Here is a 22,247-nt window from a genome sequence, read left to right as displayed (position 1 = left end):
AGTGTGCGGAGGGGACGGTGCGGTACGGACCGGACGGGGAGTGTTCGGACGGGACGGGGAGTGTGCGGACGGGACGGTGCGGTGCGGACCAGACGGTGAGTGCGCGGAGGGGGCCCCGTGCCCGGGGTTGTCGGCCCGGTGTGCGGGCTGGGGCGGCCGTGTGCGGCGCCGGTCACGCGGCCGGCAGGGGGGGTGTCACGGAGACGGGCCCGTGAGAGCGCCGGGTGACGGGCTGGTGGGCGAGTCGGCCGCGGCCAGCCGCGCGTAGGGTCCGGCCGCGTCGCGCAGGACGTGCGGCGGCCCGGCTTCGACCACGCGCCCCTCCTCCATGACCACCACGCGGTCGGCGCGGTCGGCGGTGTCGATCCGGTGGGTGACGATGAAGGTGGTCCGGTTCGCCGACATGTGGCGGACGGCCCGGCTCACGATGTGTCCGGTCTCGGGGTCCAAAGTGGCCGTGGGTTCGTCGAGCAGGAGGATGACCGGTTGTGTCAGAGCGGCGCGCGCAAGGGTCAGCAGCTGTCGCTGGCCGCTTGAGAGCCGGCTGCCTCCCGGGTCGAGGCGGTGTCCGTACCTCGCGGGCAGGCGGGTGATGAAGTCGTGGGCCCCGACCGCCCTGGCCGCCTGTTCGATCTCGGCCTGGGCGGCGTCCGGGCGTCCGTAGGCGATGGCGTCGGCGACGGTGCCCGGGAAGAGATAGGCGTGCTGAGGCACGTACCCGATGCGTGTGCGCAGGCCGTCGCCGGCGTAGTGGCGGATGTCCAGCCCGTCGATCCTGATCGTGCCCGAGTCGGCGTCGTGCAGTCCTGCGAGGAGTTTCAGGACGGTGGTCTTGCCTGCGCCGCTCGTGCCGACCAGGGCGATGGTCTGTCCCGCCGGCACGTGGAGCGAGACGTTCTCGAGGCTCGCCCCGCCCGCGGCGCCGGGGTGGCGGAAGTGGACGTCGTGGAAGGTGACCTCGCCCCTGAGTCCCGCGGTGCCGACTCCGCTGCGGCGACGTTCGGCCGGCGTGTCGAGCAGCGAGGCCACACGGCCGAACCCGGATGCGGCGAGCCGGTACGACTCCAGGGTCTGGGAGAGTGTGTCCAGCGGTGCGAAGACGAGCGTGAGGTAGCTCAGGGCCGCGACCAGGCTGCCGGTCGTCATCGACGGCGCGAAGCCCCCCGGCATGGCGCAGTACAGCGTGAGAGCGGTGGCCAGGCAGGTCATCGCGTCGGCCAGCGGGGCGTAGGCGGCTGACGCCAGTTCGGCCCGGGACTGCACGCCCAGATAGGCGCGGCTGTGTTCGGTGTAGCGGGTGATGTGGTGGCGGTGCCTGCCGAAAGTTCGGATGACCCTCAGTCCGCCGAGGCTCTCGTGCAGGTCGTCGGTCAGTTCGTCCTCCGCGTGGCGGGCCCGGTTCTGGAGCTTTCGCGTGGTGTTGCTGAACCAACGGGCGGCGGCGGCGAGCGGGATCACGGCGGCGAGTGCCGGGATCAGCAGATGCGGGTCGAGCAGGCAGAGGCAGCCGACCACGCCCAGCAGCGTCGTGGCGCCGACGAGTGCCGTCACGACGCCTTGCTGGACGAAGGCCGACACCAGGTCCAGGTCCGTCGTCAGGCGGTTGACGAGCGTTCCGGTGCCGAGTGAGGCGAGCGCGGCGGGGCGCAGTCGCTGCATGTGGCCGAAGACGCGCACGCGGAGGCGGAACAGCAGCCCTTCACCGGCCAGCCCCACGACCCGGACAGCGCCGGCCTGGGCAGCCCAGTGCGCCGTGGTGAGCACGAAGGCGATGGAGGCGGTGGCCAGCGCGGTCCCGGGCGCGCCGGCGGCGACGCCGGCGTCGACGCCGGCGTCGACTCCGTGGCGGAGGAGAAGCGGGAAGGCCAGCTGGAGAACCGAGTCCAGCAGCGACAGCAATACGCCCACCACGACTGCGGTTCTGATCGATCGGACGAGGTCCAGCACCCTGAGCCGGGACAGCACCGAAGACGTCGCCGTCGAGGCCGCCGGCAAGGATCCGGGCGAGGTTGCCGACGCACGCCCAGCCGGGAAAGTCCCCGGTGAGGCCGGCAACCGCTCCGGCGAAACGTCTGTGCGTGATGCCTCCGCCGCGGTGCACGGTGAGACCGTGGACGGCTCCTCTCGGCCCGCGTGCCCCGCGTAACCCGCCTGCTCGGCGGGCCGGGACCGGGTGGGCAGATCCTCATCCCCGTCCCGGCTTCCCGGCGTGGCGGGCGGCGACGCCGGGTGGTCGTGCCGGCCTGCCGTGAGCCGGCGGAAGACGTCGCAGCGGCGTGCCAGCTCGGCCGGGGTGCCGACGTCGACCAGGCGGCCCCGGTCCATCACCGCGACCCGGTCGGCGAGGGAGAGCGCGGAGAGCCGATTGGTGCTCCACATGATCGTCCTGCGCCCCTTGAAGGTGCGGAGGCCTTCGAGAACCCGGGCCTCGGTGGGGGCGTCGAGTGCGGAGGTGGCGTCGTCCAGCACCAGGACCGGAGCGGGCGAGAGCAGCGCCCGGGCCAGGGCGATGCGCTGGCGCTGCCCGCCCGAGAGCGTGTGGCCACCGGCGCCGACCCGGGTGTCGTAGGACGCGGGCAACCGCTCGACGAAAGCGTCGGCTCCCGCGGCCCGAGAGGCCGCTTCGATCTCGTGCCGGGTGGCGTCCGGCCGGCCGTAGGCGATGTTGGCGCCGATGCTCCCGCGGAAGAGGTAGTCCTCCTGCGACACCGCGGCGACCAGGGCGCCGAGGCTGCCGGCCGGCAGTTCCCGCAGGTCGTACCCCGCGATGCGGACGGTTCCTGCGGCGGGGTGCTCGTGCCCCGCCGCCAGGGCGCACAGCGCGGACTTGCCGGATCCCGTGGCCCCGACCACGACGACCGTCTCGCCGGCCCGTACGTTCAGGTCGGCGCCCCGCCCGCCCCCACCGGCCGAGCAGGTGCCGGGGAGGCGAACGGCGTCGAATTCCAGCGTGGGCGGCCGGGAGTCGTCGGGCCGGGGCCGCGCCGTGCCGGGACCCGGCCGGGAATGCGGCGCCGCGAAGGCCCGGAGTCGCTCGATGCTGACCCGGGCCTCCTGGAACGACGACGAGCCGAGAGCCAGCAGCCATACGGGGTGGTCCATCCGGGCCAGGTAGGTGGAGCAGGCCACGAACGTGCCCAGTGTCATGTCGCCCCGGATGGCCAGGAGGCCGCCGACCGCGAAGACGGCGACCTGTCCCAGGGCGGGGACGGCCCGCATCAGCGGCTCGTATCGCGCACCGACCGTCACCATGCGCCGGCGGGCTGCGAGATGGCGGCGGGCGGCGGCCGTGAACCGTCGCAGTTCCCGTTCTTCCTGACCGAAGACGGTGGTCACCTCGCGCCCGGCCAGTGTCCGGTCCACCGTGCTGACCATCGCGCCGGACTCTGCCTGGGCGTCGCGGAACGCCTTGACGGTGTGCGGGCGGCTGACGCGTATCGCCCACCACAGGGCGGGGCAGACGAGCAGGCCGACCGCGGCGAGGAGTGGCGACAGCCATGTCACGGCCGCCAGGAGGCTGGTCAGGCTGACCACGGCGGTGGCCAGTTGGGGCAGGAGGGTGAGCATGCCCCGGACCTGGCGAGTGTCGGAGTTCATACGGGTGATGACGTCTCCGGTGTCCATCTCGGCCGCGGCGGGGCCCCCGCCGCGAAGCAACGCCTCGTAGGTCCGGGTGCGCAGGCCGTGCTCGACGGCGAGCGCGGCTCGTCGGCTGAGGTACCGCCGGGACACGCCGCAGAGGTAGGCGAGCAGGCCGAGGCAGACGAGCAATCCGAGCCATGGCGTCGCCCGGCGGTGCTGCGCCGTGACGGCCGTGTCCACGATGAACCGGACGACGAGGGGCATGGCGACGAGCGCGGCGGCCTCCCCCACGGCCGACACCGCGGCCACTGCCAGGGTGTACTTCTGCCGGCCGCACGCCTCGGCGACCCACTGCCACTCCCCGAGCCTCCTGCGGGCGAGGTGCCCGATGCTGCTGTTCGCGTTCATCGGGTGGCGCCTGCTGCGGGGCCGTTGCTTCCCGTTCCGGCACGGGGAACAGCGATCGGGAGGGCCCCGGCGAGACGGGCGGGCAGGGCACCGGGCGCGCGCTCGAGGAAGCTTCCGTTCCAGACGCGGGTGGCGGGGTCGTCGAGGATCCTGGCCTTGGGGAAGAGCCGGAACAACGAGGACAGGGCGACCTCGATCTCCAGTACCGCGAGAGCGCCGCCCGGGCAGTAGTGCGGTCCGAGACCGAAGGCCAGGTGTCCGGTCGTGGTGGAGCGGTGCGGATCGAAGGTCGCCGGATCGGCGTGCCGGTTCGGATCCCGGTTGGCGGAAGCGAAGCAGAGGTACACCTCCGCGCCCTTCGGCAGGGTGGCGTGTGTCAGCGGCACGTCGGCCGTCGCGGTGCGGCGGGTGCTGAAGGGGGTGACCGTCTCCCAGCGCAGCAGTTCGTGCACGAGCCGGTCGGCCGGGAGGTCGCCCCGGCACAGCTCGTCGACGAGGTGGGGGCGCTCCAGCAGGGCGAGGAGACCGGTGCCGATCATGTGCGCGGTGACCCCGGAGGCGGTCAGCAGCATGGTCTCGCACAGGGTCACCACGAGGTCCTCCCCCAGACCGGGGTCGGCGGACCAGGCCTGGGCGACGCGGTCCATGCCGTCACGACTTCCGGGGTGCCTGCGGCGTCGGCGCAGTTCCTCGCCGAGCCGGGCCCGTACTCGTGCCCGATGGTGATCGACCAGGTGGCCCGGGTGACGCGCCGGGTTCTGCAGGACGGACGCCGAGCGGAACAGGCTCGCGCGATGGCGTGGCGGCAGCCCGAGCGTGTCGCAGATGGTGTGGAAGCTGAGCGGGACGGCGTAGTCCCGTACGAGGTCGACGTGGTCGACGGACCTCAGTTGACGCGCGATGCGTTCGGCGCGCCGCTCCACCGCGGCTCTCTGGTGACGCACCGCACGCAGGGAGAGCGCCCGCCCCGCGAGCCGGCGCAGACGCAGGTGTTCCGGGCCGTCCATCTCCAGCAGTGTGCGGGTGCCGGGGCCCGCCACGGGCGCGGCGGTGCCCTGGCCCGCCAGAGCTGTGGCGGTGTCCGGGCACTGCGTGGGCGCTGCGGAATCCGAGCCCGGCGTTGGCGCTGTGTGCGACAGGGACAGGCGCGTGTCACGAAGGCAGGACCGGACATCCGCGTCGTGCGTGACGAGCCAGACGGTCCGGCCGGTGGGGTGCGTCACCCGGTGCAAGGAGCCTCTCGCCAGCAACCCGTCGACGACGGGGTGCGGGTCGGCGAGGAAGCTGGGGGTGAACACGGCGCGGCCCGGCTCGGTGGCGGGTGCCGGTGGGGACGGCACGTGGTGGGTGTTCACCGGGCGTACGCCCCCGCTCCGCCGGCCGGAACGCCGCTCCTGTTCGGTGCGCCAGGCGACCACCAGCCGTCGCCGCCGTGGGCGAGGCGCCAGAGAAAGGCGACGATCCCGGACGCACCGTGGCTGAAGCCGACCGGTGGACGGCTCGTCGTCCGGGACGCGCCCGTGATCACCACACCGTCCCCGGCGCGGCGCGACCGCAGCACGGCTGCCAGTGACTCGGCCGCGGCCCGGTGCGTGCCGTCCTGTGTCGTCCGTTCGAGGTCCAGGAGGAACTCGCCCAGCCCGGCCAGCCCGCAACACGCCGTGGAGGCCTGCTGCCACCGCAGCGCCACCGCCGCGTCCGCCGCCTGCCGGGCCAGGTCCACCCAGTCGTCCCGTCCGGCGAGTTCACCGGCTCGTGCCAGGAAGCCGGCGATCCCGGCGGCGCCGTTGCACCAGCCCACATGGGGCCGGGTCGCGTCCGCGGACCACCAGATGCCGGGCACTCGGGACCGCGCCGTGCGGGCCAGCTCGTCAGCATGGGCCAGTGCCGTGTCCCAGTACGCCGATGAGCCCGTGGCGTGTCCCGCCTCCAGCAGGAAGGCACTCATCCCCGCCCTTCCGTGTGCGAACCCGGCGGATGCCTGCCGGGCCACCTTTTCCCGTACGGCGTCGGCCCTGGCCGTCAGGGCTTGCAGGAGTCGCGGGTCGTGCGACGTCTGCCACAGGTGGAGCGTCGCGAGGCCGCTGCCCGCGAGGCCTCGGTACACGTCCGCGTCCTCGCCGTCGGACGGCGGGGGTACCAGCGCCTCGGCGGCGGCGGTACGAAGCGACTGATCGTCCAGCTGACGACCCACGTCGTAGGTCGCCCAGATCCCTCCGGCGTGGCCGTCGAAGAGCCCTGGTGCGTGCGGAGTGCCGGGGCGGGCGGGGAGCAGGGCCCGGGCCAGCCCGCCGGCCGCGCGCAGCATGGGCGTGTCACCCGACGTGGCGGCGACACGGGAGAGCACCCTGAGAGCGCCCGCTGCGCCGGTTCCGGCGCTCAGTTCCGCAGCGTCGGTGTCCCTCGTCCGGCCGCCCTCGCCGATGTGCCGGACCGCCCGGAGCAGGTGTCGCACTCCGTCGGCCGCCATCCGCCCGGGATCGGGCTCAGCGGCGCGAGCGGCCCGCGGCGAACGGGTCGGCGCCGGACGGCGCCGGTCCGCGTCCGGACCGTCTCCGCGCAGGTGACGCAAGGCCTGCCGCGCATCCCACCGCTGCTCGGGATCCAGGTGTGTGAGGCCCGCTATCAGGGGCGTGAGATGCCGTACCGCCGGCTCGGTCGCACCGATGCCGTCCAGGAGCCGACGCACGTTGGCGGCGAGGGTTTCGGAGGTGTCAGCGCCGTCACGAGGGCACGAGTGCCACAGTGGCGCAGCGGTGACCGCGAACAGGATGGTCATGCCCAGGCTGAAGAGGTCGGACGCCACGCACGTCCGGGCCGGTGCGGAGCCGGCCGGGAGGTCCTGCTCCGGTGCGGTGAATCCGGGTGAGAAGACCGCCCGTTGTGCCGTCGTGCCGGAACGGTGCGCGTGCTCGAGGTCGATCAGCCGGAGTTCGCCGTCAGGCCGGCGGACGATGTTGCTGGGTTTGAAGTCACGCAGGACGAAACCCTGTTCGTGGACCGCGGACATCATCGCGGTCAGTGTCTCCGCGGTGGCGAGGGCGGCGGCGAGAGGCAGTGCCTGTGCCTGCTGTGTGTCCGTGCGCCGTTGCGCCCACCTCTCCAGGGTCTCCCCCGGTACGTGTTCACGGGCGAGGAACAGATCGCCCTGTTGCTCGAACACCCGGACAACGCGAGGCGCCAGTCCGTGGACGGACAGGGCTTCGCACATCTCCGCCTCATGACGGAGCAGATCTCTCGCATCGGTGCCGTCCGGGCCGCAGTCCACATGGGGTCTCGCCTGCTTGACGACCACCTGTCGGCCGGTCGATTCGTCATGAGCGGCATAGACGCCTCCGCGATAGGACTGCCGCAGAGCGCGTGAGACGCGGAATCGTCCGGCAAGGTGAACGGCGGAAGGTGTTTCCGCCGGACGGGAGCGCATGCGCTCCGACGTCTCGAAGGGATCGCGGGCCCAGTCCGGGCAGGTGAAATAGGGTTTCGGTGAGTCCTCCACCTGACGCCCCTGCGGATCCAGGAGAAAGGACCGGCGACCCCCCGAACGCCCCACGGCAGAACGGCCGGTGAAGACGCCGTAGCGATAATGGACGATTCCCCCTGACCGCACCGCACGGTCGGACAGAACGGCTGGACCGGAGAATTCCCGAGTCGCCTCGTCGAGTTCCAGCGCCAGTTCCCGAACGTTTCGGGCCGGGTAGACGGTGATGAATTTCCCTCCGCCGACCCGGTCGGCTTTGGAGGATGTCAGCAGGGCCACACCCTCGGTTGTCCTGGCGAACTTGAAGGCGCACCGGGCGCGCAGCAGGACGGGCAGCGCCCTGGCGAGCACAGCGGCGCACGACAGCGGGGTGGCGGATACGTGCAACTTCCAGCCCTGGTGGGGCAGGTGGCCGTCCCGGGGAAGGTACGCACACCAGAAGTCGCCCTCGCTCACGAGCCACTGGTCCGGCGATCCGCCTTGTTCGAGCGCGGCGCTTGCGATGCCGGTCAGCGAGCGCGTGCCGAGATCCTTGTTCACTTGGGGCCCTGAGATTTCGTGGGTTCGTCGTCGGTGAAGTCGAAAAGAAGCGCCTGGCGCTGCCGGAATCAGACGGCAGCGCCAGGCGGTTCACATCATGACGCTCTGATTGTCAGCCGTCACACTTCTTCGTCCAGGGGTTGACGATCTCGGTGGGCGGAATCATCGCCACCTCCTCTTCCTCGGAGATGAGCGCCTGCAGGCCGATGACGTCGGTCGCATCCATGGAAAACTCCTTACGACATTTCCGCGGTCCAACTGGTCCGCGAATAAAGACGACTTGAGCACCGGGATGTTCGGTGATCAAGGTGTGAAGCAATCGTAAAGCCGCTTGGTGATCCGCCGTGAGTATCGGCTACTTCATAGACGATCATGGTCCGGAACGGCGGAATCCGGTTACGTTCGCGCAATGGGACCGGCCGCCCGAGATCCACGTTCGGCATCGCCAGTCAGCCATCCAGCGCGGTCGGCCGTGACCGAGACGTGGTCACCCCTGGGTCCGTCCCGCTCCGTCGCGGACTTGGGGGCCGATCGAGTACCGCTGTGCGAACCGCCGGTCAGAGCACTCCGGGTGCGACCAGTTCGGCGAAGACCTCCATCGCCTCGCGCACGTCTCGGTCGGCGGTGGTGCCGACGAAGTCGAACCATGCGACGAACCTGCCCATGCCGAGGTCCCGCGCCAGTGAGCCGAGCATCTCCAAGCAGGCGTCCGGCGTCCCGAACACGGCCGCACGGTCGCGCGTCATACCGGCGACGTCGAGCCGGTGCAGGCCGTCCAGGATGCGCTGGAAGGCCGGCGCCTTCTGCGGATCGCGGCCGATGATGGCATCGAGGTTGGCGCGCATGAGCGCCGCATAGCGGCGCACGGCCGGAGCCATGGCGTCTTCGACGGCCTTCGTGCCGGTCGCCACGAACGCCGGTGCGAGGACGGTGATGTCGTCGGGCGTGGCGTCCGGGTGCCCGGCCGCGGCGCGTGCGGCACGGTACTCGTCCAGCAGGCCCGTGAGCACGGACGGAGGGTTGATGTGGGTGGCCGTCATGACGGGCAGCCCGAGCCTGCCCGCCAGCCGGAAGGTGTCCGAACTGTTGGCCGCCAGGCGGACGGGCGGGCCGCCCTGCTGGATCGGGGCCGGCACCACGCGCGACTTCCTGGCCCGGTAGTAGCGCCCCTCGAAGTCGAAGGGGGCACCAGGGAGGGCTGCCCGCAGGTAGGCCAGGCCCTCTTCGAGCCGCCCTCTGCTCTCCTCGGCCCGTGCCCCGAAGGCGGCGAAGTGGTCGGGGTGCGTTCCCCGGCCCACGCCGAACTCGGCCCGGCCGCCGCTGATGACGTCCAGCGTGCAGATCTCCTCGGCCGAACGCATGGGATGGGAGAGCGGAACCTGGGTGATGGCCGTGCCGAGGCGGACGTTTTGGGTGCGCGCGGCGACCGCGGCGAGGAACACGACGGGGCAGGACAGCAGCGACTGGGAGGGCCTGCCGTGCTGTTCGGCCGGCCAGATCGACTCGAATCCCAACCCGTCGGCCAGCACGCTCTGTTCCAGAGCGGAGTGGTAGCGCGCGGCGGGAGTCTGGTCCTCGCTCCCGGGAACCTCACCTCCGGGAAGAAGGAAGTGCACTCCGAACTTCATCTTCACGCTCCTGTCCGGGATCGGACCGTGCGAGCTGTGCGGAATCCGGCGGTCAGGTGCCCGGTGACACGGATCCCGGCCAGAGATCCGTGGCTGGCCCGACCGGCGACGCGGACGGAGTCGCCGGCGCCGGACTCCGGTCTCACGTTCGGATGTGCCGCGCGGGGTCCGCCAAGTCGGATTGCCGGCATTCGGCAAGACGCCGGTCCCGGTCCGGTCCCGTTTCCCGGTCCGGTTCGCCGGCAGGACAATCGCTGCTCCGGCCGGCGCGACAGCGCCCTTCCCGAAGAAACCGGCGTTCGTGGACGGAAGCGCGCCAGAGCCGTTGTGGCCCGGTCGCCGCTCCTTCAGTCCCTCACTGGGCCTGCTCGTACGCCTCACGGATGTTGGCCGGCACCCGCCCCCTGTTGCTGACCTGCAGGCCGTTGTCGCGCGCCCAGATCCGCAGTTCCTCCGCGCTCGGCCCCACCGCACTCGGCCTGCGGGTGCCACGCACGGCCTTCGTGCGGCCGACCTTGCGACCACCGTCGATGAACGGCGCGAGCGCCTCGTACAACTGGTCGTAACTATCGGACACGAGATCGATCTCGTAGTTCACCCCGTCCAGCGAAAAGGTGTGCGTTTGCACCTCCTCGGATTCCTGCCCGGTGAGGTCATCGGTGTATACCGTCATGATCTTCTTAGCCATACTCGGATAGTACCCACACGGTCGGGGCCGAAGAAAGCGGTAAGCGATATTCGATCCGGCACGGGTTACGCCCTTCTCCTTGGGGCCTCCACAGGCTTCGGCCGCTGCCGGTCAGGCGCCCGGCCATGCGCCGATCACCACCCCGGCGCGTGCACCGGCCCGGCATCTTCCTTCGCTTCCGCGCGCCGCGCCGGGCCCGCATCCGCCCGCCGGTTCCGCTTTCCCAACCGTCGATAATCGGCCGCCGCCGGACCGATTCAGGCGGGAAAGTATTTCGGCGCCGGACACCTGCCTGCCGCGTGGGCGGCTCCGTTCCGCTTACCTCCGGGGACGGCCGGCTCCACGATGCACGTCGGCGTACGGGCGGTCCGCCGGTCCCGCGCAGTTGAGTAGCGGGTACTCGGACCGCCGGCCGGCCCGGCGTGCGTCACCGTGCACGTCCGAGGAAACGACGCCTTTGCCGACCTAAGGGACGGGGGCCGTCGACGGTCAGAATTCTTACCGATGGGCGGATGAGGAAGAAGAATGTGCGACGCGGCGGCGGACTCGCTGCCACCGCTGTCGCAGCGTTCGGTCTGCTGACCGGAAATGCGGCAACACCGGCAACGGCCGACGGCCCCCCGAATGCTCCCACCCTTTCCGCCGGGGAGAACGCCGGCGGGGTGTACATCCCGGGCGTCACTGATGCCTCCGACCGGATTCCGCGGAGTTCGTCCGGTACGGGCGGTGGGGTCGGGACGATCATGCCGACGCCACCGCGGCGGTCGCGCCGACGCCCCGCGTCTCCTCGTGCTTCTAGGTACCCATTGCTCATGCATCGGGGAGCATCATCATGAATTGTCGGTTCTGAGAGGTACACGCAGATCGTCCTCACGTACGCGAGAGGAACGCAGAAGATGAGCCGTCTCTCCGACCCGATGACGCATGGTGTCGCCGAGTCACGCATCGCAACGGAAGCGCACCGGGCCTACCTCTGCGACGGCAGAGCCTCGTGCACACCCCGGGTTCGCCGCCTCGTGCAAAGGCAGCTACGGCTGTGGGGCGTGGATCCCCAGGCCGTCGATCGGATCGCGCTGGCCTGCAGCGACATCCTGGCGAACGTGGCTCCGTGCGCCCGGTCCTCCGTCCTGCTGTGGGTGGACCGGCGTGCCTACACTGTGGTTCTCGGAGTGCGCTACCGCGGCCACTGCCCGGGATGCCCGCCGGACACGCGCCGTGGCGCCGAGGCGACGAGCCACGAGCCCGAGTTCGGCCTCCGGCTGCTGACCTGCTTCGTCGATCACTGGGAAGCGGCCACGGTCCGGGGCAGGACGACTCTGGAGGCGTTCGTCCGGCTCTAGCGGCGGGACGGTGAGATGGCGAAACAATCCGGCGCATCGTCACAGGGGCTCTCCCCACCTGCCGACCGGGTGTTCGTCGGGCGCACGGAGGAACTGGCCCTGATCGCCGGCCTGGCGCGCCGAGCGGCGGACGGCGAGCCCGCCATGGTCCTGATCCGGGGAGAGCCCGGAATAGGCAAGACCGCCCTCCTGCACACTTGCATCGGCCGGCTGCGCGGCTTCCGCGTGCTGAACGCCACCGCCGATCGGCACGAGACGGACTACCCCGGCGCGGTTCTCACTCAATTGCTCTCGGCTCTGGACGCCGATGCCGTCCGGTCTCATCCGCACCTTTCTCCCGACGCGGGCCGCACCACCCCGTTCGCCGCAGGAGTGCAGCTGCTCTCACTCATGGGAGAGCTTCAGGCACATGGTCCGGTGGCCATCTCGGTCGACGATCTGCAATGGATCGACGACTTCTCCCTGCGGGTGCTTCTGTTCATGTGGCGGCGCCTGCGCGTCGACAATGTGATCAGCGTTCTGACCGCTCGGCACGAGACACAGAATTCGAATCTCGCCGATGTCGTTTCCTTCGTCCGCGCCTCCCCCGGCGCCGAAGAGATCGAGGTCACCGGCCTGCGATGCGCGGAGACGGCCGAACTCGCCCGTGCCGTCCTGGGCGAGGACCTGCCCCACGCCGATGTCTCCCGACTGCAGGAGCAGACCGGCGGGCACGCCATGTTCGCGAGAACGCTCCTGACCGAGATGCCCCTCGAAAGCCTCAGAAGCGGCGACCGGCTCGCGGTTCCGCCGTCGTTGTCCTCTGCGATCTACCAGCTGCTGGCGGCTCTGCCCCCGGACGCCCGCGGGCTCATCGACGCGCTGGCCGTACTGGACGCAGCGACACCCCTGCCCCGCGTGGCGCAGCTGGCGGAGCTGCCGAGCGCGGAGGCGGTCGCCCGCGCCCTCGACGCCGCCGTGCAGACAGGGCTGGCCGAGTGGTGGCCCCTGGAACCGACCACGCCCGTCGCCCTGCGCCACAGTCTCCAGCGCGAGGCGGTCTACGGGCTGATGCCGGCGCAGCGGCGGCACGCACTGCACTCCCGTGCGGCGGACATCGTGCACGGCGCCGCCGCCTGGGGTCACCGGGTCGCCGCGGCGGCCGGCCCCGATGCGGTGCTTGCGGACGAGCTGGAGCGACTGGCAACCGAGGAGAGCGCACTCGGGAAACACGCCATGGCCGGCACCCACCTGCTCTGGGCGTCCGAACTCAGTGGGACCCGCGGTGTCCGGGAGCGCAGGTTCCTTTCAGCGGCCTTGGAGTCGATAGCCGCCAACCAGGTGGTGCGAGTACTACGCAGAAAATCGGACATCGAAGCATGCGAGTCGCACTTCAACCGGGATCTGATTCTGCTGGCACTGCACATCTTCACCGGTGAGCACGAGCATGCCGGGAGGATTTCCAAGCAATTGTTCGCTGAGCTGAAGAATGCGACCGAGAGATCAGACATAGCCATACAGGCCGGATATCTGCTGCCGTGGGGGCTGCTGGTCTCCGGCGCGGCCAGGGAGGCGATCGAGGCGGCTCACCTCATATTGGACAATCCCGGAACAGACCCGTTGACCGCTTCGAGTGCCTGGCCTCTCGTGAGCGGTGCCGTGGCGACGCTGGAGGGGCCGGCGGAAGCGCTCCGCTCCCTGGCGAGCATGCCCGGCCCCGACCCGAAGGCGTCGGCGGAGCACCCGGACGCCCTGGGCACCCGCGGGGTCTGGAGGGTGATCGAGGGGGATCTGACGTCCGGTCTCGCGGACCTTCGTCTCGCCATGAAGTCCGCGCGTGAGGGTGCGCCGGTCACCGGGTGCCGCAGGATGTGGGGGTACGCGGCCTGGGGGCACTTCCTCCTCGGCGACTGGGACGAGTCACTGCTGCTCGCGGAGACCGCCGTGGACGAGGCCCTGGCCGGCGGCTACGCGTTCGACTACCCCTTCGAGCAACTGATCCGCATCTTCGTGCCGGCCGCCCGGGGAGACGTGGACCTCGCCGGGCGCCTTCTCGGCGAAATGGCCGAGGCCGGCGGGGAGGCCGGGGCACTGCTCCACGCCACCGGTAAGGCTCTCCTCGCCCAGGCCACTTCGGACTACCCGGCCATGTACGCGGCCCTGTGCCCCTGGCACGACGAGTCACCGGACCACATCGACATCGTGATGACAGAGCGCTGGTGGCGGCCCCTGCTCGCCGAAGCCGAAGTCGGAACGGGCCGGTTCGACATGGCGGAAGAGACGCTGGAACGCCTCGCGCCGACGTCGTACGTCCCCTATCTGCGCATGCAGGTGGCTCAGCTCAGGGGCCGGCTGCTGGAGGGACGGGGAAGAAGGTCCGCCGCTCTCGCCGCCTACCAGGAGGCCCTGGGCGCTCCGCCCTCGGAGAACGATTCCGCCCCCTTCCGCGGCCTGACGCACCTGCACGCGGGACGGCTGCTGCTCGAGGACGGTCACAGACGACCGGCAGCGGACCATCTGCGCAGTGCCCACGGGACCCTCACGCGCCTGCGCGCCGCGCCCGGCGTACGGCTCTGCGAGTCGCTGCTGGCCCGGTGCGGCGTGCGCAGCACGGCAGGGACCGGGATCGGCGCCGACCAACTCACCGAGCGCGAACGGGAGATCGCTCGATACGTGGGTCTGGGCACCACCAACCGTGAGATCGCCGAGAACCTGTACATCAGTCCCAAGACGGTGGAGTTCCATCTGGGCAGGGTCTACACGAAGCTCGGCCTCGACGGACGCAAGGAGTTGCGCCGGAATCTGCAGGCGGGCCACCTGGAGCTGTGACGATGCCGCGAACACCGACAACGCGGTTCCGCGCCGCGCGAGGGCCCGGCGCCGCGTCGCCCCCGCCCCCGCCCCGCCGGAGCCTCCACCGGCGGCACGGAATGGGTACCCGTTACTCATGTGCTCAGGGTGGCGAATCCTGTTCTATAGGGACATCACGAACCACATGCCGCTATGAGGTTCGTCGAGGTCGCGGTTCGAACCAGCAGCCGCGCCCGCCGAGGGCCCGGAAATCGCCTCTTGTCCCTTCCCCAGGGTCGATGACGCCGCCCGAGCCCTCACCAGGGCCTTCACCCGTACCCCTGCGGGTGGAGGCCCTCCACCCGAGGCGGTGTCGCACCGCTCGTGCACCGCCCCGCACTTCCTGCCCGCCGCGACCGCGCACCGCAGCGCCACGCCACCGGCGGACGGACAGCACGGCAACCAGCCATCACCGCTTGGGAACGAGAGATGTCACCGAAGGCCACCGTCCTGCCGGACACCGACCATCGCCACGTGGAGCACGCGCAGGCGCGGACCCTGCGGGTCCTGGTCGGCTCCCAGATCTTCAGCGGCGCCGGACTCGCCGCCGGCGTCACCGTAGGTGCCCTCCTCGCGCAGGACATGCTGGGAAGCACGGATCTCGCCGGTCTGCCCAGCGCCCTGTTCACCGCCGGCAGCGCCGTCGCCGCCATCGTGGTGGGCCGTGTGTCCCAGGCACGGGGCCGGCGGCCCGGTCTCTCGGCCGGGTATGTCGTGGGCGCGGTGGGCGGGGCGGGAGTCGTCCTGGCCGCGGTCGTGAACAGTCCCGCGCTGCTGTTCCTCGCCCTGTTCCTGTACGGCTCGGGCACCGCCACCAATCTCCAGGCACGCTACGCGGGTGCCGATCTCGCGGCGGCCGGCCACCGTGCCCGCGCGGTGTCGACCGTACTCGTCTCCACCGCGGTCGGAGGGGTGGTCGGCCCCGCGCTCGCCACCCCCGCGGGCTCAATGGCGGCGGCGATCGGCATACCCCGGTTGTCCGGCCTGTTCCTGCTGGCCGCCGCGGCCTATGCGGCGGCCGCCCTCGTGCTCGCCCTGTGGTTGCGGCCCGACCCGCTGCTCCTGGCCCAGGCCCTGCACGCCGCGGCGGCGGAGGCCGGCCCCGAGTCCTCACGTCAGGACGATCCGACGCGACGGGACGGTCACCCACGACGAGAAGGGGTCGCACGAAAGGACGAGGCCGCCCGGGCACCCGAGGCTGCCGGGCCGCGGGGCGGCGTCGTACTCGGCACGGTGGTGCAGGTGCTCAGCCAGCTCATCATGGTGGCCGTGATGACCATGACCCCGGTCCACATGCACGATCACGGGCTCGGCACGGGATCGTTCGGACTGGTCATCGCCGTCCACATCGGCTCGATGTACCTGCCCTCGCCGCTCACCGGTCATCTCGTGGACCGCTTCGGGCGGCTCACCATGGCCGCCGCTTCGGGCCTGACGTTCCTGGCCGCGGGGCTCACGGCGGCCTTCGCCCCGGGAGATTCGGTCGCTCTCATGTCCGTCGCCCTCGGCCTGCTCGGCATCGGGTGGAACTTCGGTCTGGTCTCGGGTACGGCGATCGTCACCGATGCCGTACCCCTGGCGACCCGCGCCAGGACGCAGGGACTGGTCGACGTCGCGATCGCCATCGCCGGCGCCACCGGTGGCCTGGCGTCCGGGATCGTGGTGGCGACCCTCAGCTACCCGGCGCTCGCCCTGGGCAGTGGGGTGCTCGCGCTGTCCGTCCTCCCGGCCGTGGCGGCCACCGCCCACAGCCGGGTGCAGGTCCGGGGCTGATCCCGGCTCCCGCCTCCCACGACCGCGCCCGCACGGGGTCGCGTGGGTAATCTGTAGCCTGAGAACCGGCCACTTGCGAACCGGCCCATGACGCATGACGTCGCCGTCGTATCGCCCCGAGCGCCGCCGGGAGGCTGTCATGGGAGAACAGACCGGGCTGGCACGTTGGCCGCTGACCGAGCGCGACAGGGAACTGTCCGCCTTCACCTCGGCCTGGGCGGCGGCGGGCTGTACGGGCGCGTTCATCTGGGGGCCGGCCGGCGTCGGCAAGTCACGTCTGGCCGAAGAATGCCTGGCCCAGGCGGTGCGGCAGGGCTGGAGACCGCTGCGGGCCACCGCCAGCGCGGCAGCCGGAGCCGTCCCGCTGGGAGCGATCGCGCACCTCCTTCCCCCGGAGGTGGACCTGACCGACCCGGTGAAGGGTTTCGCGCAGGTGGCCGCGGCACTGGCCGGCCCCGAGCGCAAGCGTCGATGGGCCGTGTGGGTCGACGACGTGCACTTGCTGGACGCCACGTCCGCGATGCTGCTGCGCCAGCTCATGGACGCCGCGGTGGTGCGCCTGATCGGTACGGTCCGCGCGGGCGAGCCGCCCGTCGACGCGGTCGACACGCTCTCCGGCGGCGACTCCGTGCTCCGGATCGATCTGACGGCCTTCGACCGTGCACAGGCGAGAGCCGTTCTGGAAGCGGCCCTGGGCGGCCCGGTCGGTCGGCACACCCTGCACGAATTCCACACCGCCTCCGGGGGGAACGCGCTCTACCTGCGTGAACTGGTGGCAGGCGCCCTGCAGTCGGGTGCCCTGCGCTACGGCGACGACCTGTGGGAGCTGACGGAGGGCCGGACGCTCGGCACACAGAAGCTGACGGAGCTGATCCAGGCACGGCTGAACGGCGCCGGTCCCCAGGCACGTCCGCTGCTGGAACTGCTGGCGTTGTGTGGCCCGGTCTCACTGGCCGACGCCGAGCAGCACTGCACGGCCGCCGTGCTCGCGGAACTCCAGGACGCCGGGCTGATCGAGTCGCGCACCGACCGGCGACGGGTCACCTTGGCTCTCTCCCATCCCCTCTACGGGGAGATGCTCCGCGACAGGATATCCGTGCTGCGCCGGCGCAGCCTGCTGATGTCCCAGGCCGAGCGCACCAGCGCGGCCGGTGCCCGCCGGCGCGACGACGCTCTGCATCTGGCGGTGTGGCGGCTGGCCGCCACGGGCAGCGCCGAGCCCGCTCTGCTCGTCCAGGCGGCGGCCCTGGCCCGCCAGGCGCACGACTACCAGCAGGTGGTCACCCTGCTGGAGGCGCTGCCCGACCGGCACCACACCACCAGATCGCGCCTGCTGTACGGAGAGTGCCTCACCGAGCTGGGCAACTGGGACCAGGCGGAGGGCATCTTCGCCGAAGCCGACGCCAAGGCCGTCGGTGACGCGGAGATCGTCGCCGTGACGATCTCCCGGACCTTCAACCTCTTCTGGCTCGCGGGCCGCACCGACGAGGCACTGGTGGTGAACGACGCCGCGCGCCGGCGGCTGGCCACTCCGGCCAGCCGCCGAGCCCTGGACGTCAACGAGGGGTCGATGTACGCCGTTTCGGGACGGCCCACACGTGCCGTGACGCTCCTGAACGCGCTGGAGCCCGACGTCCACCAGGCCGCGGACGTCACCGCCTGGCTCCTTGGCGCGATCTTCCGGCCCGCGGCCCTGGCCATGGTCGGCCGCACCGCTGAAGCGGTCGCGGCCGCCGAGGCCGCCTACACGACGCACCTGGCGAGCAATGACATAGCTCTGGCACCGCACGCGGCTTCCCATCTGACGTCCCTGGTCCTGGCTCTGGCCGAAGCCGGTGAACTCGACCGGGCCCGCTCGACGGGCGAGCAGGCCTTCGGCGACCTGCTGAACGCGCGGGCTCCCGTCCCGCGGGTCTGGACGGCCATCAACCTGGCACGAGCGGAGTGGCTGGCCGGCCGGGTCGGCGACGCCCGGCGCTGGTATGCCGAGGCGGCCACGCTGGCCCGGATCCACCGCCAGCCTCGAGCCCTCGCCCCCGCCCTGACCGGCCTGATCTCCACGACGGCGCTGCTGGGAGACCTGGACGCGGCGGCCCGCATCCAGCGTCAACGGGACGACGTCCGCTCCTCCGCACAGCCCCAGCTGTTCGTCGGCGAGGAGCGCCTGGCCGACGTCTGGCTGCATGCCGCACGAGGTCAACTGGCCCAGGCCCGGGCGATCCTCACGGAGGCGGCCGAGAGTGCCCGGGCGGCCGGTCACCTGGCATCCGAAGCGCTGCTGCTCACCGATCTCGCCCGACTCGGGGGCGCCGCGGGCTGTGCCGACCGCCTGGCCGAACTCGCCGCACGCTGCGACGGGGCGTTCGCACCGGCCAGAGCCGGTTTCGCGGCCGCACTCGCGGCCGACGATCCCGAACGGCTCGTGCGCGCGGCCGGGGAACTGGAGGCGGTGGGTGCCCACTTGCTGGCCGCCGAGGCGGCGACGGTGGCCGCCGAGGGCTTTCGCCGGGCCGGTTACCCGCGTAGGGCCGCTGCGGCTCAGCAGACGGCCCAGGGCTACGCGGCCGGCTGCCAGGGCGCTCGTACACCTCTGCTGACGTCCACGGAGGCGGCCGCCGCGCTGACGCCCCGTGAACGGGAGATAGCCCTGCTCGCCGCGACCGGCCATGCCAGCAAGGACATCGCGGAGACCCTGCACCTCTCGGTGCGTACGGTCAACAACCACTTGCAGCACGCGTACGCCAAACTGGGCGTCACGACCCGCCGCGAACTCGCCGGTGCGCTGGGCGTCAGCCCGACGGGTGTGCGCGGCGGTTGACGCGGGCCCGCTCCGCGAACGTGCGCCCGTACCCGTACCCACACCGGCAGCCGCACGGGCACCGGCACGGCACGTCCTACACGGATGCGCGCTCGCTCCAGCGGCGTCGCCGAGGCCGACGAGCCCGTGCTCGAACGGCCGGACCGGATCCCTCTCGGGCAGGTCCGCCGAGTCGAGGGCGGAGGCCGTACGGACTGCGCACCTAGCCGGTGCACGGCTCGAAGCGCACGGTGAACACCAGGCCGCCGCCGGAGCGGGGCTCGGCTGCGACGGTCGCGCCGTGTGCCTGGGCGATCGACCGGACGATCGACAGCCCGAGGCCGGCACCGGGGGTGGGCCGGGGGTGTGTCGCCTCGTGGCGCCGGAACGGCTCGAAGAGCGAGCCGAGGCAGTCCTCCTCGACGGGCGCGCCACTGTTGGCGACGCGCAGAACGCCCTTGGAGACGGTGACGGTCACCCAGCCGTCGTCGGTGTTGTAGGCGAGCGCGTTCGTCAGCAGATTGCCGATGAGATGCCGCAACAGGACGGGGTGCGCCTGCACCCGGGTGTCGTCGGCGGAGCAGGACACCCGTACGCCCGTCTCGGCGGCCCTCTCGCCGTACTGGGCGATCGTCTGCGATACCACCGAGCCGAGCCGGGTCGGCGTCGTCTGGTCGAGTCCGCAGTCGCTCTCGGCCAGGGTCCTGAGCCCTGACACCAGGCGGTCCAGGCGCCGGTTGCCGTCCAGCAACAGTGCCTTGACCCGCTCGACCGCGGCCGGATCCGACGGTCGCAGTCGCACCTCGAGGATCGTCCGCTGGACGGCCAGCGGGGTGCAGAACTCGTGCGACACCTGGGCTATGAAGCGCCGTTGGGCCTCGAAGGCCCGTTGCAGCCGCTCCAGCAGGCCGTCGAAGGCATCCGCGAGGCGTTTGATCTCGTCGTCCGGTCCGGTGAGCGCGATGCGCTGATGGAGATCGTCCTGGGACAGTCGTCCCGCGACCCTGGCCATGTGCGCCACGGGACTCAGCAGGCGGCCCGAGACCCACCATCCGAGCAGGGCGGACATGACGGCCAGCAGGATCAGTGCCGTGAGCGAGGCACCGAGCAGTTCCCGCATGAAGGACCGGGACAGGGCGTGGACGATGCTGTCGAGTCGGGCCGTCTGCCCATCCGCCGGGCGAAGACGTGGGTGCCCCGCTCGGCTCGGCCCGGTGACGCCGTCGGGTACGAGATGGATCTCGACGGGGACCACACGGGCGCTGCGTCGCGCGACCATCACGTAGACGAGTGCCAGAAGCACCGCTCCGCCGCCGAGGAACGTCGCGGCCAGCAGGATCGCCAGCCGGGACCTCGCCGGAAGCCGCACCACGGCCCTTCTCCCGACCGCCGTCCTCATGCGAGGTCGGCCATGCGGTAGCCCACGCCCACGACCGTCACGATCGGCGGCGGTGCACCCAGCTTGGCGCGCAGCTTGGAGACGGTCACCCGGACCGTGCTGGTGAACGGGTCGATGTTCTCGTCCCAGGCTCGCTCGAGCAGTTCTTCGCTGCTGACGATCCTGCCGGGTTCGGTCATGAGGACCCGTAGGACGGCGAACTCCTTGAGCGACAGGGCGAGATTGGTGCCCCGGCGTGTCACCGTGATGCGGCTGGGGTCCAGGACCAGGTCCCCGTGGCGCAGGATCGGCGGAACCGCTCGGGTGGACCGGCGCCCGAGAGCCTGTACGCGTGCCACCAGCTCGGCGAAGTCGAACGGTTTGGCCAGGTAGTCGTCCGCCCCGAGCGTCAGTCCGTGGACGCGATCGGTGACGCTGCCGGAGGCCGTCACCATCAGGATCCGGGTCCGCAGGGAGGCTTCGGCCATCCGAGCGCAGACCTCGTCCCCGTGGATCCCGGGTATGTCGCGGTCCAGCAGGATCACGTCGTAGTCGTTGACGTCGAGCTTGAACACCGCTTCGTGACCGTCGTGGACGATGTCGGCGGCGATGGAGTATTCGCGCAGTCCCTCGCGGATCAGCTCGGCCAACAGCACATCGTCTTCGACGATCAGAACTCGCATCGCACTTCCGAAGGTTTTCCCGTGAGCCGCGGATGACGTCCGGGATTCATGACGGGTGGGGGTCCCGTCCGACACGTGCATGGGGCATCGAGGCCGGATCGGGCGTGAGCCGATGTTGCCACCTCGGTGCGGACACCGTCCACCGCGAAGTCGCGGAGAACCACGGTTTTCGGCGATTTACATTCCGGCAACACCCGCAGGCGTAAGAAGTGTTCGAGCAGCCGGCGATGTGCCGGCTGCCCTACTGTCCGGATGCCATCCGTAGGAGGAATCATGAGCCGTCTCAGCAGGAAGCGGGCCTTCGGCGTGTTCGTCGGGGTGGGCGCGGGTGTCGCCGTCGCGGTCGGCGGCGTGTCGATGGGCACCGCCTGGGCCACCACTTCGGCGGCCCAGTCCACTCATACGGCCGTCGGGCGCGCGGCCGGCGCCGCACGGTCCGACGGGTCGTGGACCTCTGTCTCCGACCTGGTCAAGGCCTCGCCGAAGAGCTACAGCCGTCAGGTCGTGTGCCTGGTGGACAAGGGCGTGAAGATCAGCGTCAGCGGCTCGGGCGCGGGGCGGCGCATGTCTGTCGAGGGGGCGTCGCACGAGGACGTCGCGGCCTGCCGCTGACGGCGGCCACCGCCCGGATCCCACCGTCTGCACCGTCGTCATCCGGACGCCCGAGTAGCGGATCACCTCGCTGTGGCAGTAGCCAATCGGCGCGCTTGGGTAGTCGGTACTCACACGGGGGAGTCGTGGGGGCGGTTAAATGGAGATCGACACGGACTCCGCGACGGCGGGGGTTTCGTGTAGGTCACGGAGTTTTACTCGTGGGGAGATATCCGTGACCGGGGTCGGCCCTGACCACGTCTTCCGTTGCTTTCCCCCGAAGAAACGCAAGACAAAGGGCTGAACCCTGGGCCCTCATTCGCGCCCCTGTGAATGAGGGCCCTTTTCGCGTCCCGGGATCGGATCGGCGCCCGGCGATCCGCCCTTGCCGACGGCATAGGGTCTTGCAATCCCGGTCGCGTGGCGCGTGTGCGCCTGACGTCGGCTGCAGCAGCCCTCATCCTCCTGAGTAGCAGTACTCAACCGCCAGGCAACTACTTGCCCGCAGGGAAACCAGTAACTACGTTCTCCT

General features: G+C 71.1%; 12 protein-coding genes. 5 read left to right on the top strand and 7 right to left on the bottom strand.

Features of this window, described 5'->3' with window-relative positions; all coding sequences use genetic code 11:
* Positions 1-195 precede the first annotated feature (195 nt).
* The 5 genes from ACGFT2_RS23815 to ACGFT2_RS23795 form a co-directional block, all read right to left on the bottom strand.
* Complete coding sequence (locus ACGFT2_RS23815; protein ID WP_393281523.1) at positions 196-3,990, bottom strand: ABC transporter ATP-binding protein; 3,795 nt, start codon at positions 3,988-3,990, stop codon at positions 196-198.
* Complete coding sequence (locus ACGFT2_RS23810) at positions 3,987-5,345, bottom strand: cytochrome P450 (RefSeq protein WP_393281521.1); 1,359 nt, start codon at positions 5,343-5,345, stop codon at positions 3,987-3,989. The genes ACGFT2_RS23815 and ACGFT2_RS23810 overlap by 4 nt, the downstream gene beginning before the upstream one ends.
* Positions 5,342-7,924: a class IV lanthionine synthetase LanL gene (lanL, locus tag ACGFT2_RS23805; RefSeq protein ID WP_393281659.1), complete on the bottom strand. Its 2,583-nt coding sequence runs from the start codon at positions 7,922-7,924 to the stop codon at positions 5,342-5,344. The genes ACGFT2_RS23810 and lanL overlap by 4 nt, the downstream gene beginning before the upstream one ends.
* Before the next feature lie 641 nt (positions 7,925-8,565).
* Complete coding sequence (locus ACGFT2_RS23800; RefSeq protein WP_393281519.1) at positions 8,566-9,636, bottom strand: LLM class flavin-dependent oxidoreductase; 1,071 nt, start codon at positions 9,634-9,636, stop codon at positions 8,566-8,568.
* A gap of 355 nt (positions 9,637-9,991) precedes the next feature.
* Positions 9,992-10,324 (bottom strand): Lsr2 family protein, encoded by a 333-nt coding sequence (locus tag ACGFT2_RS23795; protein ID WP_393281517.1) that lies wholly within the window; start codon positions 10,322-10,324, stop codon positions 9,992-9,994.
* A 1,043-nt stretch (positions 10,325-11,367) separates the two neighbouring features.
* On the opposite strand from ACGFT2_RS23795, the gene ACGFT2_RS23790 reads away from it, so the two are divergent.
* The 4 genes from ACGFT2_RS23790 to ACGFT2_RS23775 all read left to right on the top strand — a co-directional run bounded on the left by ACGFT2_RS23790 (position 11,368) and on the right by ACGFT2_RS23775 (position 19,084).
* Positions 11,368-11,664 (top strand): hypothetical protein, encoded by a 297-nt coding sequence (locus ACGFT2_RS23790; protein ID WP_393281515.1) that lies wholly within the window; start codon positions 11,368-11,370, stop codon positions 11,662-11,664.
* Positions 11,665-11,679: 15 nt separating this feature from the next.
* A complete protein-coding gene (locus ACGFT2_RS23785; protein WP_393281513.1) occupies positions 11,680-14,472 on the top strand; it encodes an AAA family ATPase in 2,793 nt (930 codons plus the stop codon).
* Between the two features lie 450 nt (positions 14,473-14,922).
* On the top strand, positions 14,923-16,266 hold the full coding sequence (locus ACGFT2_RS23780) for an MFS transporter (RefSeq protein ID WP_393281511.1): 1,344 nt from the start codon (positions 14,923-14,925) through the stop codon (positions 16,264-16,266).
* A gap of 139 nt (positions 16,267-16,405) precedes the next feature.
* A complete protein-coding gene (locus ACGFT2_RS23775) occupies positions 16,406-19,084 on the top strand; it encodes a LuxR C-terminal-related transcriptional regulator (RefSeq protein ID WP_393281509.1) in 2,679 nt (892 codons plus the stop codon).
* A 202-nt stretch (positions 19,085-19,286) separates the two neighbouring features.
* Here ACGFT2_RS23775 and ACGFT2_RS23770 read toward each other — a convergent pair whose 3' ends face one another.
* Positions 19,287-20,435, bottom strand: a complete 1,149-nt coding sequence (locus ACGFT2_RS23770) for a sensor histidine kinase (protein ID WP_393281507.1) — start codon at positions 20,433-20,435, stop codon at positions 19,287-19,289.
* A gap of 23 nt (positions 20,436-20,458) precedes the next feature.
* A complete protein-coding gene (locus tag ACGFT2_RS23765) occupies positions 20,459-21,124 on the bottom strand; it encodes a response regulator transcription factor (RefSeq protein WP_393281505.1) in 666 nt (221 codons plus the stop codon).
* A 273-nt stretch (positions 21,125-21,397) separates the two neighbouring features.
* Between ACGFT2_RS23765 and ACGFT2_RS23760 the strand changes: the two genes are divergently transcribed.
* A complete protein-coding gene (locus tag ACGFT2_RS23760) occupies positions 21,398-21,736 on the top strand; it encodes a hypothetical protein (RefSeq protein WP_393281503.1) in 339 nt (112 codons plus the stop codon).
* Positions 21,737-22,247 lie beyond the last annotated feature (511 nt).

It is taken from the genome of Streptomyces sp. NPDC048514 (genome assembly GCF_043199955.1).
GTDB lineage: Bacteria > Actinomycetota > Actinomycetes > Streptomycetales > Streptomycetaceae > Streptomyces.
The sequence above is the reverse complement of the archived record's forward strand: the minus strand, read 5'-3'. Positions and strand labels throughout refer to the sequence as shown.